Source organism: Scandinavium sp., from assembly GCF_032012665.1.
Lineage (GTDB): Bacteria > Pseudomonadota > Gammaproteobacteria > Enterobacterales > Enterobacteriaceae > Scandinavium.
On sequence record NZ_DALZVG010000012.1, the window covers coordinates 24,764 to 38,199 of the forward strand.

The following is a 13,436-nucleotide window of genomic DNA, read 5'->3' on the forward strand; positions in this document are numbered from 1 at the left end:
GGGCACTCCCGGCCCGATTACATAAAACATAATTAAAAAATATAGATCCCCGTCACATTTCTACGCTATACAGAGATCTCGCCCTGATGAAGGAGGTGCTGTATGACGTCGCTCACTCGTCCTCGCGTAGAGTTTATTTCTACCGTTTTGCAGACCGTGCTGAACCTGGGCTTGCTCAGCCTCGGCCTGATTCTGGTGGTGTTTTTGGGTAAAGAAACCGTCCATCTTGCGGATGTGCTGTTCGCCCCTGAGCAAACCAGCAAATATGCGCTGGTGGAAGGGCTGGTGGTTTATTTCCTCTATTTTGAATTTATCGCCCTGATTGTGAAGTACTTTCAGTCCGGCTTTCACTTTCCGCTGCGCTATTTTGTCTATATCGGGATCACCGCCATTGTGCGGCTGATCATCGTCGATCATAAATCCCCTCTTGATGTCCTGATCTACTCTGCGGCGATCCTGCTGCTGGTTATCACCCTTTGGCTGTGTAACTCGAAGCGCCTGAAGCGGGAATAAAAAAATGGCGCTCCGAAGAGCGCCTGACAACAGTCACAAGTAATGAGGATAACAGTGGCATTACAGGGTATAACGATGAAACTTAACCTTTTACTCCGCCTGCGGTCAGGCCGTTAACCAGCCAGCGCTGGGCCAGCAGGAACACGGCGGTGATGGGAATGGCGGAGAGCACCGCCGCGGCGGCAAAGTCGCCCCACAGGTAGTTTTGCGGGTTGAGATATTGCTGCATCCCGACCGCCAGGGTGTAGCTGTTTACGTCACGCAGCAGCAGCGAGGCGACAGGGACTTCGGTGATGGCGGCGATAAACGACAGAATAAACACGACGGCTAAAATCGGCACCGACAGCGGCAGCAGCACCAGACGGAAGGCCTGCCATGGCGTTGCGCCGTCCAGCGCAGCGGCTTCCTCCAGCGAGCCGTCGATGGTTTCGAAATAGCCCTTGATTGTCCACACGTGCAGCGCAATACCGCCCATATAGGCGAAGATTACGCCGCCGTGTGTGTTGAGCCCAATAAACGGAATGTACTGACCCAGGCGGTCAAACAACGCGTACAGCGCCACCAGCGACAGCACCGCCGGGAACATCTGGAAAATCAGCATGCCTTTCAGCAGCGTCGCTTTGCCCGGGAACTTCATGCGGGCGAAGGCATAGGCGCAGGTGGTGGAGAGCGCCACAATCCCGACCGCGGTGATGCCCGCGATTTTGACCGAGTTCCACAGCCACAGCAGGACCGGGAACGGCGGCGGCGTGACGCGCCCGTCGGCGTGCTCGACGCTAAAGCCGAGCGCCAGCTTCCAGTGTTCCCAGGAGATTTGATCCGGGATCAGGCTGCCGGTGGCGAAGTTGCCTTCGCGCAGCGAGATGGCGACCACCATCAGCAGCGGGAACATGATCGCGGCGATAAAAATCAGCAGCAGCAGGTGCGTGATAAACAGGCGCATTTTTTGAGATTTTGGTTGAACCATAGCCATGTCGACTGCTCCCTTAATCGAATTTCATGCGCGTAGCTTTGAGGTTAATAATCGCCAGTGCCCCGACCAACAGGAAGATGAGCGTTGCGATGGCCGCTGCCAGTCCGAAATCCTGACCGCCGCCGCCTTCAAAGGCGATACGGTAGGTGTAGCTCACCAGCAGGTCGGTGTAGCCCGCCGGCGTGGTCGTGCCGAGACGGTCCGGGCCGCCGTTGGTTAACAGCTGAATCAGCACGAAGTTATTAAAGTTAAAAGCGAAGCTTGCGATCATCAGCGGCGTCAGTGGCTTAATCAGCAGCGGCAGCGTGATTTTAAAGAAGTTCTGGAACGGGCCTGCGCCGTCCATCGCCGAGGCCTCGTACAGATCGTCCGGAATCGCTTTCAGCAGGCCCATGCACAGGATCATCATGTAGGGATAACCGAGCCAGGTGTTGACGATAATAATCATCGAACGCGCGGTAGTCGGATCGCTGAACCAGGCGGGTTTGATGCCAAACAGCGCGCTCAGCATCATGTTGATTTCGCCGAAGCTCTGGTTAAACAGGCCTTTGAAAATCAGAATCGAGATAAACGACGGCACGGCATACGGCAGAATCAGCAGCACGCGGTAAATAGCTTTACCCTTCAGCGATTCCCACTGCACGACGCACGCCAGCACCATGCCCACGGCGACGGTCAGCAGCACGGTCAGGACCGAGAACACCACCGTCCAGACGAAAATGGCGAAGAACGGCTTCTGGATCCCTTCGTCAGTAAATACGCGAGTGAAGTTATCCCAGCCAATGCTGACGGTATAACCCGGGCTCAGCTTTTCATCGCCCCAGCTACCGTCGGCGTTCACCGACTGATAGAAACCGATTTGATTGTTCGGGCGATACTTCACGCCGCTCTGGTTATTGGTCAGTTCGCCATCTTTCCCCTCGGTGTAGAGCGGGCGCGTGCCGGAGAACTGGCGCAGGGAACTCATGATGACTTTGCTTTCATCGGGCAGGATCGCGGTCAGCTGATTCAGCGCCTGGCGATTTTGGGTGATGATGCGCAGGTTGCCGCGTTCACCTTCCGGCAAGGCATCTGCTTCTTTCAGCGCAATTTTTTGCTCGCCGCCGAGTTTAAAGGCGTCGGAGACGTAATTTTTACCGCTGTCGCCATCGGTCAGCGCCAGCTTCCACTCATCACCCGCCGGGTACAGGCCAAAATTGTAGGCTTTGCCCGCCTGATAAGAGCGGTCCATCAGCACCTGCTGCGCGCGTTCCTGGGTCAGCTGGTTAGTACTGCTGTAGTTGGTAAAGGCGATAGCGATGGTGCAAATCAGCGGGAACAGAACAAACAGGCCCATCCCGGCCATGCCCGGATAGACGTAACGCCAGGCGTATGCCTTGCGGTTAGCGAAAATATAGAGGCCAACGGCGCTCAAAATCAGCGTCAGGATGGCGAACAGGTACTCCCCCTGGGCGTACATTAAAACAATAAGATAGCCCACCAGCAGGCCCAGCAGCCCAATCACGGACCACTTCAGCGTTTCGCTTTGCCACCAGTGACTTTTTTTAACGACATCCATGGGGATCTTCCTCGACAACAGTGCAAACTTGCCACATCAGTGCCTGATGGTGCTGCGCTTATCAGGCCTACGGAGTGCGTAGGCCGGATAAGGTATTTGTGCCGCCATCCGGCACATCTACTACGGCCTTACTTAGTGATACGACCCTGAGCGTCCTTCAGCGCAGCGTCCACGGTCTGACGGCCGCTGGCGGCGTTAATGACTGCGGTGCGGGTGGCGTACCAGAAGGCAGCCATCTGCGGGATGTTAGGCATGATTTCGCCAGTTTTTGCGTTCGCCATGGTGGCTGCGATGCGCGGATCTTTTTCCAGCTGTTCCTGATACGTTTTCAGCGCCACGGCACCCAGCGGCTTATCTTTGTTCACTTCTGCCAGGCCGTCGTTGGTCAGCAGGTAGTTTTCGAGGAACTCTTTTGCCAGCTCTTTGTTCGGGCTGGCGGCGTTGATGCCCGCGCTCAGCACGCCCACGAACGGCTTAGAGGCTTTGCCTTTGAAGGTTGGCAGCAGCGTTACGCCGTAGTTGATTTTGCTCTTATCGATGTTTGCCCACGCCCACGGACCGTTGATGGTCATCGCCGTTTCGCCTTTGTTGAAGGCCGCTTCCGCGATGGAGTAGTCGGTGTCCGCGTTCATGTGTTTGTTCTTGATGAGGTCAACCAGGAAATTCAGGCCCGCTTTCGCGCCTGCGTTGTCCACGCCCACATCTTTTACGTCGTACTTGCCGTTCTCAAACTTGAACGCGTATCCGCCGTCGGCGGCAATCAGCGGCCATGTGAAGTACGGCTCCTGCAGGTTGAACATCAGCGCCGATTTGCCCTTCGCCTTCAGCTCTTTATCCAGTGCAGGAATCTCTTCCCAGGTTTTTGGCGGGTTCGGCACCAGGTCTTTGTTATAGATGAGCGACAGCGCTTCTACCGCGATGGGGTAGGCAATCAGCTTACCGTTGTAGCGTACCGCATCCCAGGTGAACGGATAGAGCTTGTCCTGGAACGCTTTGTCTGGGGTGACTTCAGCCAGCAGGCCGGACTGTGCGTAGCCACCGAAGCGGTCATGCGCCCAGAAGATGATGTCCGGGCCGTCACCGGTCGCCGCAACCTGCGGGTACTTCTCTTCCAGCTTGTCCGGGTGCTCAACGGTCACTTTGATGCCGGTGTCTTTCTCGAACTTCTTCCCGACTTCCGCGAGGCCGTTATAGCCTTTATCGCCATTGATCCAGATAACCAGCTTGCCCTCTTCGATTTTCGCGAGGGCAGAGGCGGAAAACATCATCGTGGTCAATGCAGACAGCGCGAGGATGCGAGCGCCAGTTTTGATTTTCATATATCCCGTCCTGTTTGGTGATGTGCTCGTGGATACGCCTGGTGGCTTTGACGTCGATGAGTTTCCTTTCTTAGCAACCCCTTTCCATCCTCCCCGCCCCTACGCCCCACCCCCGGTTTGTGTGATCTGTGTTACATAAATTTACGTTATGAGTCCTGGCGCACACAAAATGACACCGCTTTTTGCCAGGTTCATCACGATTTTTGCCAGGTCGCGCCAAATGCGAGGGCAGACCAGCCCTCCTCATCCTCCCGTCTCCTCCCCCATAAAAAACCTTGGGGGTGGAGGATTCACGAAAGTTATCGATCGCGCATAGTCCGCCCATCTTGAGTGTTTCCGTCAGTGACAGGTTGTAACGAAGGGAGAAGGGGATGGCGAGCGTTCAGCTGCGAAATGTAACCAAAGCCTGGGGCGATATGGTGGTGTCGAAAGACATCAATCTCGACATCCACGAGGGAGAGTTCGTGGTGTTTGTCGGGCCATCGGGCTGCGGAAAATCTACGCTGCTGAGAATGATTGCCGGGCTGGAAACCATCACCAGCGGAGAGCTGCTGATTGGTGAAAAACGCATGAACGACACGCCGCCCGCTGAACGCGGCATTGGCATGGTGTTTCAGTCATACGCGCTGTATCCCCATCTTTCCGTTGCAGAAAATATGTCTTTTGGCCTCAAGCTCGCGGGCGCGAAGAAAGCGCTTATCAACCAGCGCGTAACCCAGGTCGCTGAAGTATTGCAGCTGGCGCACCTGCTGGAGCGTAAGCCGAAAGCGCTTTCCGGCGGCCAGCGTCAGCGCGTGGCGATTGGCCGTACGCTGGTAGCGGAGCCGCGCGTGTTCCTGCTCGATGAACCGCTCTCGAACCTCGACGCCGCGCTGCGCGTGCAGATGCGTATTGAGATTTCCCGTCTGCACAAGCGTCTGGGCCGCACGATGATTTACGTTACCCACGATCAGGTGGAGGCGATGACGCTCGCCGACAAAATCGTGGTGCTGGATGCCGGCCGCGTGGCGCAGATCGGCAAACCACTGGAGCTCTATCACTATCCGGCAGACCGATTCGTGGCGGGCTTTATTGGCTCGCCGAAGATGAACTTCCTGCCGGTGAAGGTCACCGCCACTGCCATTGAGCAGGTGCAGGTGGAACTGCCTAACCGTCAGCAAATCTGGCTGCCGGTGGAAAGTACCGGCGTGCAGCCCGGCGCCAACATGTCATTAGGTATTCGTCCTGAGCATCTTCTGCCAAGCGACATCGCTGATGTCACCCTTGAAGGCGTCGTTCAGGTCGTGGAGCAACTCGGTCACGAAACGCAAATTCATATCCAGATCCCCGCCATCCGTCAGAACCTGGTTTACCGCCAGACTGACGTGGTGTTGGTAGAAGAGGGAGCCACATTCGCTATCGGTTTGCCGCCAGAGCGCTGCCATTTATTCCGTGAGGATGGCTCCGCGTGTCGTCGGCTGCACAAAGAACCTGGCGTTTAAATCCCATAACAAAAGAAAAGCAATGGTCTCAGGAGATAGAATGATGATTACTCTGCGCAAACTTCCCGTGGCGATCGCCGTGACGGCAGGCATCCTGTCTGCGCACGCGGGCGCTGTCGACTTTAAAGGTTACGCCCGTTCGGGTATCGGCTGGACCGGTAGCGGCGGCGAACAGCAATGCTTTAAGGCAACCGGGGCCGATTCCAAATATCGTCTCGGTAACGAATGTGAAACCTATGCCGAAATCGAATTAGGTCAGGAAGCCTGGAAAGAAGGCGATAAAAGCTTCTACGTTGACTCCATGATCGGCTACGCCACCGACCAGTTGAACGATGACGAAGACACCAACGGTGGGCCACGTGTACGTCAGTTTAACGTCGTGGGTAAAAACCTGTTTGATTCGCTGCCGGGCGCCAACATCTGGGCCGGTAAGCGTTACTACAAACGTCATGACGTTCATATGATCGACTTCTACTACTGGGACGTTTCCGGCCCTGGCGGCGGTATCGAAGATATCGATCTGGGCTTCGGCAAGCTCTCTCTGGCGGCAACCCGTAACAGCGAAGCCGGCGGTTCCGAGAGCTTCATCAACGGCCAGACCCGTACCAAAGCGCTGTCCAACGATATCTTTGATGTGCGTTTAGGTCAGATGGAAGTGAACCCGGGCGGCTCGCTGGAAGTCGGCTTCGACTACGGCAGCTCCAATGAAACCGACGGCTACCATGCGGTGAATGACAATGCCACCAAAGATGGCTGGATGGGTACCATTGAGCACACCCAGACCTTCCTTGGCACCAGCATGAACAAATTCGTTCTTCAGTATGCGACCGACGCGATGACCCGTACCACCGGTCGTCCGAATACTGACCAGAACAACGACGGCCACATGCTGCGCGTGATCGACCACGGTGCTATCGACTTCAACGATAGCTGGGGCCTGATGTACGTAGGTATGTACCAGAACGTCGATCGTGATGACAACAACGGTACCAAGTGGTGGACCGTCGGCGTACGCCCAATGTACAAGTGGACGCCGATCATGAGCACCCTGCTGGAAGTGGGCTACGACAACGTGAAATCTCAGCGTACCGACGACACCAACAACCAGTACAAAATTACCCTTGCCCAGCAGTGGCAGGCGGGCAACAGCATCTGGTCTCGTCCGGCAATCCGCGTATTCGCGACCTACGCCAAGTGGGATGAGAAATGGGGTTACTCCACCGACTCCAACGGCGATAACTATGTTCCGGGTACCGCTTCAGGCATTGCCTTCAGCGATACCAGCGCGCATACCTTCAGCCGCGGTAACGACGACGAGTTCTCCTTCGGTATTCAGATGGAAGCCTGGTGGTAAGCCAGCCGACAGCGCGGGCGCTTAGCGCCCGCCAGTGTTGATAATTGGTCCGTCTCCTTATTGCCTGGAGGAGACGGATTTCGTACTTCGAGGATAAAATAATGAAAAAACATCTTCTTGCGCTGTGCCTGTTTCCGGTGCTCAGCCTTAGCGTACTGCCCGCGTCATTTGCCGCCACGCCGGTGAATCCGCAGAATATTTCCACCGCCCCGGCCATCCCGGCGGAAAAATTACAGGGTTTACCATGGCAGACGCTGATGCCGCCGGTAAACCAGGACATCGTGCTGGACGCATCGTCGCCCAGCCTGAATATCGGTAATATCTCCGGCGGCGTGGCGGCGGTTGTTCTGCCCGCTGACCAGGGATCGCTGGAGATCACGCTCACCAGCATGGTTAAAGATTTAAGCGTTTACGCCCCCAACGTGCTGATCCTCGATGAGCAGATGCAGCCTGCGGCCTTCTTCCCAAGCAGCTACTTCCAGTATCAGAAACCGGGGATCGCCTCCGGAAACCGGCTGGAAAACGTGATGAAGCTGACGCCGATGATGGGGCAGAAGCAGATTTATATGCTGGTCTACACCACAACGCGCGATCTGGCCGAAACCACGCACATGATCAACCCGGCTAAGCTGTATGCCGAAGGCGCTAACAATGCGATTCCTGACGTGGCCGATCCGGTTGCCCGTCACGCAGGCCAGGGAACGCTGACGGTCAAGGTGAAAACCGAGCAGAACAGCGGCAATATCATGATTGGTAAGATCTTCGGCGCACCGGATCCGAAACCGGTGGTGGTGGGCAATACGCCTGCACCTGCGGCGACCTATGCCGCACCAGCGCAAACTGCTGCTGTGGCTGCGGCCCCTGCGGCGAAAAGCGAACCTATGCTCAATGACACGGAAAGCTACTTTAACCGCGGCATTAAGCAGGCAGTGAAGGAAGGTAACATCGATAAGGCCCTCAAATTGCTGAACGAAGCCGAGCGCCTCGGCTCGACATCCGCGCGTTCAACCTTTATCAGCAGTGTCAAAGGCAAGGGGTAAGCATTCCCCGCAGTGCTGATGTTCAGGCTCAGGCCTTTCGGTGCATCCTTACGGATGCACCGTTTTTTCTGCTGCGGCATCCTGCACAGAAGTGATGTCAGTCATCATGCGTTTGAATACTTATCCTGCGGCCGTACCGGAGGACAGGTATTCTGCCGCCGCCGATGTTGCATCGCTGTTGCGCGGAAGATCGTATATTCGCGTTTCTTCCTGTCGTGAGCGCCGTTCTGGGATACAATGCCGATAAGTTTTGTATCGGAGAGTCTGGCATGTCACACCCTGCGCTGGCGCAGCTGCGCGCGCTACGCTATTACACCCCCCTTCCGGAACTCGACGCCGCGCTGCGTGACTGGCTGCTGCTGGAAGATTCCATGACCAAACGCTTTGAGCAGCAGGGTAAGCGCGTCACCGTGACGCTTATCCGTGAGGATTTTGTCGGCCAGGATGAGGTTGCCGAAGAGCTGGCCCTGTTGCCGAAAGAGTCGCGCTACTGGCTGCGTGAAATTTTGCTGTGCGCCGACGGCGAACCCTGGCTTGCCGGACGCACGGTGGTCCCTGAATCCACGCTCAGCGGGCCGGAGCTTCAGCTTCAGCAGCTTGGCACCACGCCGCTGGGGCGCTATCTGTTTACCTCATCTACCTTAACCCGTGATTTTATTGAGATCGGTAAAGACGCAGATCTGTGGGGACGTCGATCCCGCCTTCGCCTGAGCGGTAAACCGCTGCTGTTAACCGAGCTGTTTCTGCCCGCGTCGCCGCTGTACTGAGAGGAAGAGAATGATGGAGAGGAGTCTGACGCAAAATAAGCTGCTGGCCTATCACCGCCTGATGCGAACCGACAAGCCGATCGGCGCACTTCTGCTGCTGTGGCCGACGCTGTGGGCGCTGTGGGTGGCAACGCCTGGCGTGCCGCCGCTTTGGATCCTGGTGGTGTTTGTGGCGGGCGTCTGGTCGATGCGCGCCGCGGGCTGCGTCGTAAATGACTATGCCGACCGCAAATTTGACGGTCACGTTAAGCGTACGGCCCACCGCCCGCTGCCAAGCGGCGACGTCAGCGAAAAAGAGGCACGCATTGTCTTCACCGTGCTGGTGCTGGTGTCGTTCCTTTTGGTGCTGACGCTCAATACGATGACGATTTTGCTGTCCTTCGTCGGGCTTGCGCTGGCGTGGGTTTACCCGTTTATGAAGCGCTACACCCATTTGCCGCAGGTGGTGCTTGGTGCGGCGTTCGGCTGGTCGATTCCAATGGCCTATGCTGCGGTAAGCGAAACGCTGCCGCTCAGCTGCTGGCTGATGTTCATCGCCAATATCTGCTGGGCCGTGGCCTATGATACGCAATATGCGATGGTCGACCGGGACGATGATTTAAAAATCGGCGTGAAGTCTACCGCTATCCTGTTTGGCAAAAACGACAAGCTGATCATCGGCATTTTGCAGGTGATGACGCTGGCGTTAATGGCTGTGGTCGGCTGGCTCAGCGGGCTGCACTGGGAATTTTACTGGTCGCTTTTCATCGCCGGAGCGCTGTTTATTTACCAGCAGAAGCTGATTAAAGACCGCGAACGTAACGCCTGTTTTAAAGCGTTTATGAACAATAACTACGTTGGACTGGTGCTGTTTATCGGTCTGGCGATGAGTTACCTGGTTTAATTCAACGGATTCGTTATCAAACGGCGGCCATCAGGTCGCCGTTTTTTTATGGCCAAAATGCTGCCATCGTTACAAAAAACAGATGTGATTTAACGTAATGCGCTGTTTTATCTTGAGTCAGACAAAGAGGTTCTGCATATTCACTTCTTTTGTAGGGGAATGACAGCAATGGAAACGACAACATTTAATCTGGAAAACGGTATTGCGCTGACCCTGCGCAAACCAGAGGCCGTCGGCAACGCACCGGTGATTATTCTCTGTCACGGCTTTTGTGGTATTCAGGAGATTCTTTTACCTCCTTTTGCTCAGGCCTTTACCGATGCCGGGTTTGCCACTATCACCTTTGACTATCGCGGTTTTGGGGCTAGCGAAGGCGAGCGTGGCCGACTCGTGCCAGCGATGCAGATTGAGGATATTCACACCGTGATTGGCTGGGCTCGTCAGCAGCCGGGGCTTGATCCACAGCGCGTAGGGCTGTGGGGAACATCGTTCGGCGGTTGCCATGTGTTTGCGGCGGCGGCGGCGGACAGTGCCATTCGCTGCGTCGTCAGCCAGTTGGCTTTCGCTGATGGCGAACAGATTGTCACCGGCAAAATGAGCCCGGATGAGAAGGCGGGTTTTGTGGCAACGCTGCAAAAAATGGCGGATAAACAGCAGGCAACCGGAAAAGAGATGTTTGTCGGCGTAACCCGGGTGTTGGGCGATGACGAGTCGAAGGCTTTCTTTGAAGAGAATAAAGCGCGCTTCCCGGCAATGGATATCAAAATTCCTTTCCTGACCGTGCGTGAAACGCTTAACTATAAGCCTGCGCAGTACGCAGCTCGCACGACCTGCCCGACGCTGGTGGTGACTGCAGGCAAAGATACCGTCAATCCACCGGAGCAGGGACGCGCGCTGTTCGAAGCCACAGGTGCTGTCGAGAAAAAGCTGCATGAGCAGGCGGATGCCCGCCATTACGACATGTATAGCGGTCAGAACTTCGATCAGGTTATCGGTGTTCAGCTCTCCTGGTTCCGCCAGCACCTTTAATCGGGCATAAAAAACTGCACCTTAATCCGCCGGATAACCAGCCTTTGGGGTGCAGTTTACTTTCCACTTTTTCCGCGTTGCTTATGCGACGTTAATCCTGCGATGCGCTCTCAATCGTCAGACGCACGTCTGAAGTGATGAGCTCTGCCAGCATCTGGTAGATTTTCATTGTTTCAGCAGGTTCGGCATCGCCGGTGTCGCTGATGTAGCCTTCGTCGCGCAACGTCAGCACGAGGGTGCTGAACACGGCTTTGTCGAAGAACTCCGGCGCGTTAATGCCGTGCAGAACCGACAGGCGCTGCGCCACGGTGCGGCTCTCTTTTTCCAGCGTGCTGCGGTTGATGGACGGATTAGCGCTCAGCAGCCAGAAGGTGATGGCATAGCGCTGCAGCGTTTCACGCGCACCGGCCGCCAGCAGCTGCAGCGTGCGGGAGTGAGATGGGTTCACCCGCACCTGATCGTTCTCAACGGCCACCAGTTCCTGACGCTGCATCTCTGCCAGCAGCAAATCAATCACGCCCGCCAGCTCGGCTTTCTCCCAGCGCAGGAACAGCTCGGCTTTCAGCATCGGATACAGCGCTTCAACGTGCTGCACCATTGCTTCGCGAGAGATGTTGCGATGCTGGGTGACAATTGCCGCCAGCAGCGATGGGATCATCAGCATGTGCGTGATGTTATTGCGATAGTAGGTCATCAGCACTGCCTGCTCGCGAGGCAGAATGATGATGTCGCCGATGGTGTCTTTCTCGACTTCGAACTTGTTCATCTGCAGCGCATGATCGATCAATGCGCTGGCGGTGACCGCGGGCACCGTGGAATCCGGGGAATACGGCACGTTGCGCATCAGCTGCAGGTAGCATTCGAGCTGTTCGGTCAGCTGTTCACGCGTCAGGGAGCGCTGACGTGAGGCCAGCAGCGCAGTACAGCACAGGTTCATGGCGTTCGCCGCGCCTGCGTTGTTAATGCGGACCATCAGGTCTTCGGCGATGTTGTTTACCGTCGGCGTCAGCCAGGCCGGGCGAATGGCCTCGATAGGGTCGATAGACTCACGCCACTCTGGTACGTGCTGGTTGAGGTAGGTCATCAGCGGCAGAGGTTCGCCGAAGTTGACGTAGCCCTGACCGAGATTGCGCAGCTTGCTCAGGCCTTTCAGCATCTGCGGCAGGCTCTCTTTCTCTTTTGTCGCACCGCGCAGCTCTTTGGCGTAGGTGCCCACTTCCATCACGTGCTCATAGCCGATGTAAATTGGCACCAGCGTGATTGGGCGTGTGCCGCCGCGCAGCATTGCCTGAATGGTCATCGACAGGGTGCCGGTTTTCGGATCGAGCAGGCGGCCCGTGCGGGAACGACCGCCTTCCACAAAGTATTCTACAGAGTAGCCGCGGCTGAACAGCTCGCCGAGGTATTCGCGGAACACGGTGGAATAGAGCTTGTTACCCTTAAAGGTGCGGCGAATAAAGAACGCGCCCAGGCGACGGAAAATCGGCCCGGCGGGCCAGAAGTTCAGGTTAATGCCTGCGGCGATGTGCGGCGGCACCAGCCCCTGGTGATAGAGCACGTAGGAGAGCAGCAGGTAGTCCATATGGCTGCGATGGCAGGGTACATAGACGATTTCATGGCCGTCGTGCGCGAGTTGGCGCACGCGCTCGGCATTATGAACGTTAATCCCCTGATACAGCCGGTTCCAGGTGAAGCCGAGCACGCGGTCCGTCAGACGAATCATTTCATAGGAGAAGTTCGCCGCAATCTCTTCCATCAGCGCGATGGCGTTCTGCTGCGCTTTCTCATGGGAGATTTTCTTACTGCGCGCTTCATCTTCCACGGCGCGGGCAATCGCTTTGGATGCCAGCAGCTTGTTGAACAGATCCTGACGTGCAGGCAGACGCGGGCCTACGGCGGCAAGGCGCTGACGTGCAAAGTGGGTACGCGCTACGCGAGCCAGTTTCTGCGCGATAATTTTATCGGTGCCGTGTTCAGTAGCCATGCGGCGCAGCGATACGGAAGGGGAGAAGCGCACGAAGCTGTCGCGACCAAGCCATGTCACCGCGAAGAACTTCTGGAAGCCGTTCATCATGCGCAGCGGCGGGTTGGTGTCGCCTTTTTCGCGGCCCGGAGAGCGGCCAAACATCACCGATACGGGCACCATCTGCACGTCGAGGTCCGGATTGCTGCGATGCAGATCCAGATAGTTGTGGAACAGCTTGATAGATTCTTCTTTTGGCGTGTAATAGGTGAACGCGCGCGGCCCGCCGTGAATGAACACGTAGCGCGGCAGCACGGTACCGTCGATTTCCAGCGGCTCCAGCGGATCCGGGAGATCGTGCGCCAGACACTGGGCGCGTAAGGTCAACAGATCTGCCTTCGAGTTATACGGCAGAACGTACATAATAGGGCGCGAAGTATCGAGTCCCAGTTCCTGAGCAGGTTCTGCCGGAATGGACTTACTTTTTACCAGTACGCTTAATGGTAAATTCAGTAATTTATAGTAAATTCGTGGCCAGCCAGACATAAACGATGTA

The 13,436-nt window shown here is 56.3% G+C and carries 11 protein-coding genes; 7 read left to right on the forward strand and 4 right to left on the reverse strand.

Annotated features, from left to right (window positions below):
- Nucleotides 1-102: 102 nt before the first annotated feature.
- A complete protein-coding gene (psiE, locus tag RTU33_RS11730; protein ID WP_021242727.1) occupies nt 103-513 on the forward strand; it encodes a phosphate-starvation-inducible protein PsiE in 411 nt (136 codons plus the stop codon).
- A gap of 82 nt (nt 514-595) precedes the next feature.
- Here psiE and malG read toward each other — a convergent pair whose 3' ends face one another.
- The 3 genes from malG to malE all read right to left on the reverse strand — a co-directional run bounded on the left by malG (nt 596) and on the right by malE (nt 4,363).
- Nucleotides 596-1,486, reverse strand: coding sequence for a maltose ABC transporter permease MalG (gene malG / locus RTU33_RS11735; protein WP_312627520.1), 891 nt, complete (start codon nt 1,484-1,486; stop codon nt 596-598).
- Nucleotides 1,487-1,499: 13 nt separating this feature from the next.
- Nucleotides 1,500-3,044, reverse strand: coding sequence for a maltose ABC transporter permease MalF (gene malF / locus RTU33_RS11740; RefSeq protein WP_312627522.1), 1,545 nt, complete (start codon nt 3,042-3,044; stop codon nt 1,500-1,502).
- Between the two features lie 128 nt (nt 3,045-3,172).
- Complete coding sequence (malE, locus tag RTU33_RS11745; RefSeq protein WP_312627525.1) at nt 3,173-4,363, reverse strand: maltose/maltodextrin ABC transporter substrate-binding protein MalE; 1,191 nt, start codon at nt 4,361-4,363, stop codon at nt 3,173-3,175.
- A 371-nt stretch (nt 4,364-4,734) separates the two neighbouring features.
- Between malE and malK the strand changes: the two genes are divergently transcribed.
- From malK to RTU33_RS11775, 6 genes are all read left to right on the forward strand, one after another.
- A complete protein-coding gene (malK, locus tag RTU33_RS11750; RefSeq protein ID WP_312627526.1) occupies nt 4,735-5,844 on the forward strand; it encodes a maltose/maltodextrin ABC transporter ATP-binding protein MalK in 1,110 nt (369 codons plus the stop codon).
- Between the two features lie 43 nt (nt 5,845-5,887).
- Nucleotides 5,888-7,198, forward strand: a complete 1,311-nt coding sequence (locus RTU33_RS11755) for a maltoporin (protein ID WP_312627630.1) — start codon at nt 5,888-5,890, stop codon at nt 7,196-7,198.
- Between the two features lie 101 nt (nt 7,199-7,299).
- Nucleotides 7,300-8,238 (forward strand): maltose operon protein MalM, encoded by a 939-nt coding sequence (gene malM / locus RTU33_RS11760; RefSeq protein ID WP_312627528.1) that lies wholly within the window; start codon nt 7,300-7,302, stop codon nt 8,236-8,238.
- A gap of 269 nt (nt 8,239-8,507) precedes the next feature.
- Nucleotides 8,508-9,005, forward strand: a complete 498-nt coding sequence (gene ubiC, locus RTU33_RS11765) for a chorismate lyase (protein WP_312627530.1) — start codon at nt 8,508-8,510, stop codon at nt 9,003-9,005.
- A 13-nt stretch (nt 9,006-9,018) separates the two neighbouring features.
- Entirely contained in the window at nt 9,019-9,888 is an 870-nt protein-coding gene (gene ubiA / locus RTU33_RS11770; RefSeq protein WP_312627632.1) for a 4-hydroxybenzoate octaprenyltransferase, read from the forward strand.
- A 168-nt stretch (nt 9,889-10,056) separates the two neighbouring features.
- Nucleotides 10,057-10,917 carry an alpha/beta fold hydrolase gene (locus tag RTU33_RS11775; protein ID WP_312627532.1) on the forward strand — a complete coding sequence of 287 codons (861 nt, stop codon included), beginning with the start codon at nt 10,057-10,059 and terminating at the stop codon, nt 10,915-10,917.
- A 91-nt stretch (nt 10,918-11,008) separates the two neighbouring features.
- Here RTU33_RS11775 and plsB read toward each other — a convergent pair whose 3' ends face one another.
- Nucleotides 11,009-13,426, reverse strand: a complete 2,418-nt coding sequence (gene plsB / locus RTU33_RS11780; protein WP_312627534.1) for a glycerol-3-phosphate 1-O-acyltransferase PlsB — start codon at nt 13,424-13,426, stop codon at nt 11,009-11,011.
- Between the last annotated feature and the right edge of the window lie 10 nt (nt 13,427-13,436).

Bases quoted from the DNA above. Each gene is read 5' to 3' on its own strand.
- malK (WP_312627526.1), top strand. From the start codon at position 4,735: ATGGCGAGCGTTCAGCTGCGAAATGTAACCAAAGCCTGGGGCGATATG.
- malE (WP_312627525.1), bottom strand. From the start codon at position 4,363: ATGAAAATCAAAACTGGCGCTCGCATCCTCGCGCTGTCTGCATTGACC.
- malF (WP_312627522.1), bottom strand. From the start codon at position 3,044: ATGGATGTCGTTAAAAAAAGTCACTGGTGGCAAAGCGAAACGCTGAAG.
- ubiA (WP_312627632.1), top strand. From the start codon at position 9,019: ATGGAGAGGAGTCTGACGCAAAATAAGCTGCTGGCCTATCACCGCCTG.
- malM (WP_312627528.1), top strand. From the start codon at position 7,300: ATGAAAAAACATCTTCTTGCGCTGTGCCTGTTTCCGGTGCTCAGCCTT.
- malG (WP_312627520.1), bottom strand. From the start codon at position 1,486: ATGGCTATGGTTCAACCAAAATCTCAAAAAATGCGCCTGTTTATCACG.
- RTU33_RS11755 (WP_312627630.1), top strand. From the start codon at position 5,888: ATGATTACTCTGCGCAAACTTCCCGTGGCGATCGCCGTGACGGCAGGC.
- RTU33_RS11775 (WP_312627532.1), top strand. From the start codon at position 10,057: ATGGAAACGACAACATTTAATCTGGAAAACGGTATTGCGCTGACCCTG.
- plsB (WP_312627534.1), bottom strand. From the start codon at position 13,426: ATGTCTGGCTGGCCACGAATTTACTATAAATTACTGAATTTACCATTA.
- psiE (WP_021242727.1), top strand. From the start codon at position 103: ATGACGTCGCTCACTCGTCCTCGCGTAGAGTTTATTTCTACCGTTTTG.
- ubiC (WP_312627530.1), top strand. From the start codon at position 8,508: ATGTCACACCCTGCGCTGGCGCAGCTGCGCGCGCTACGCTATTACACC.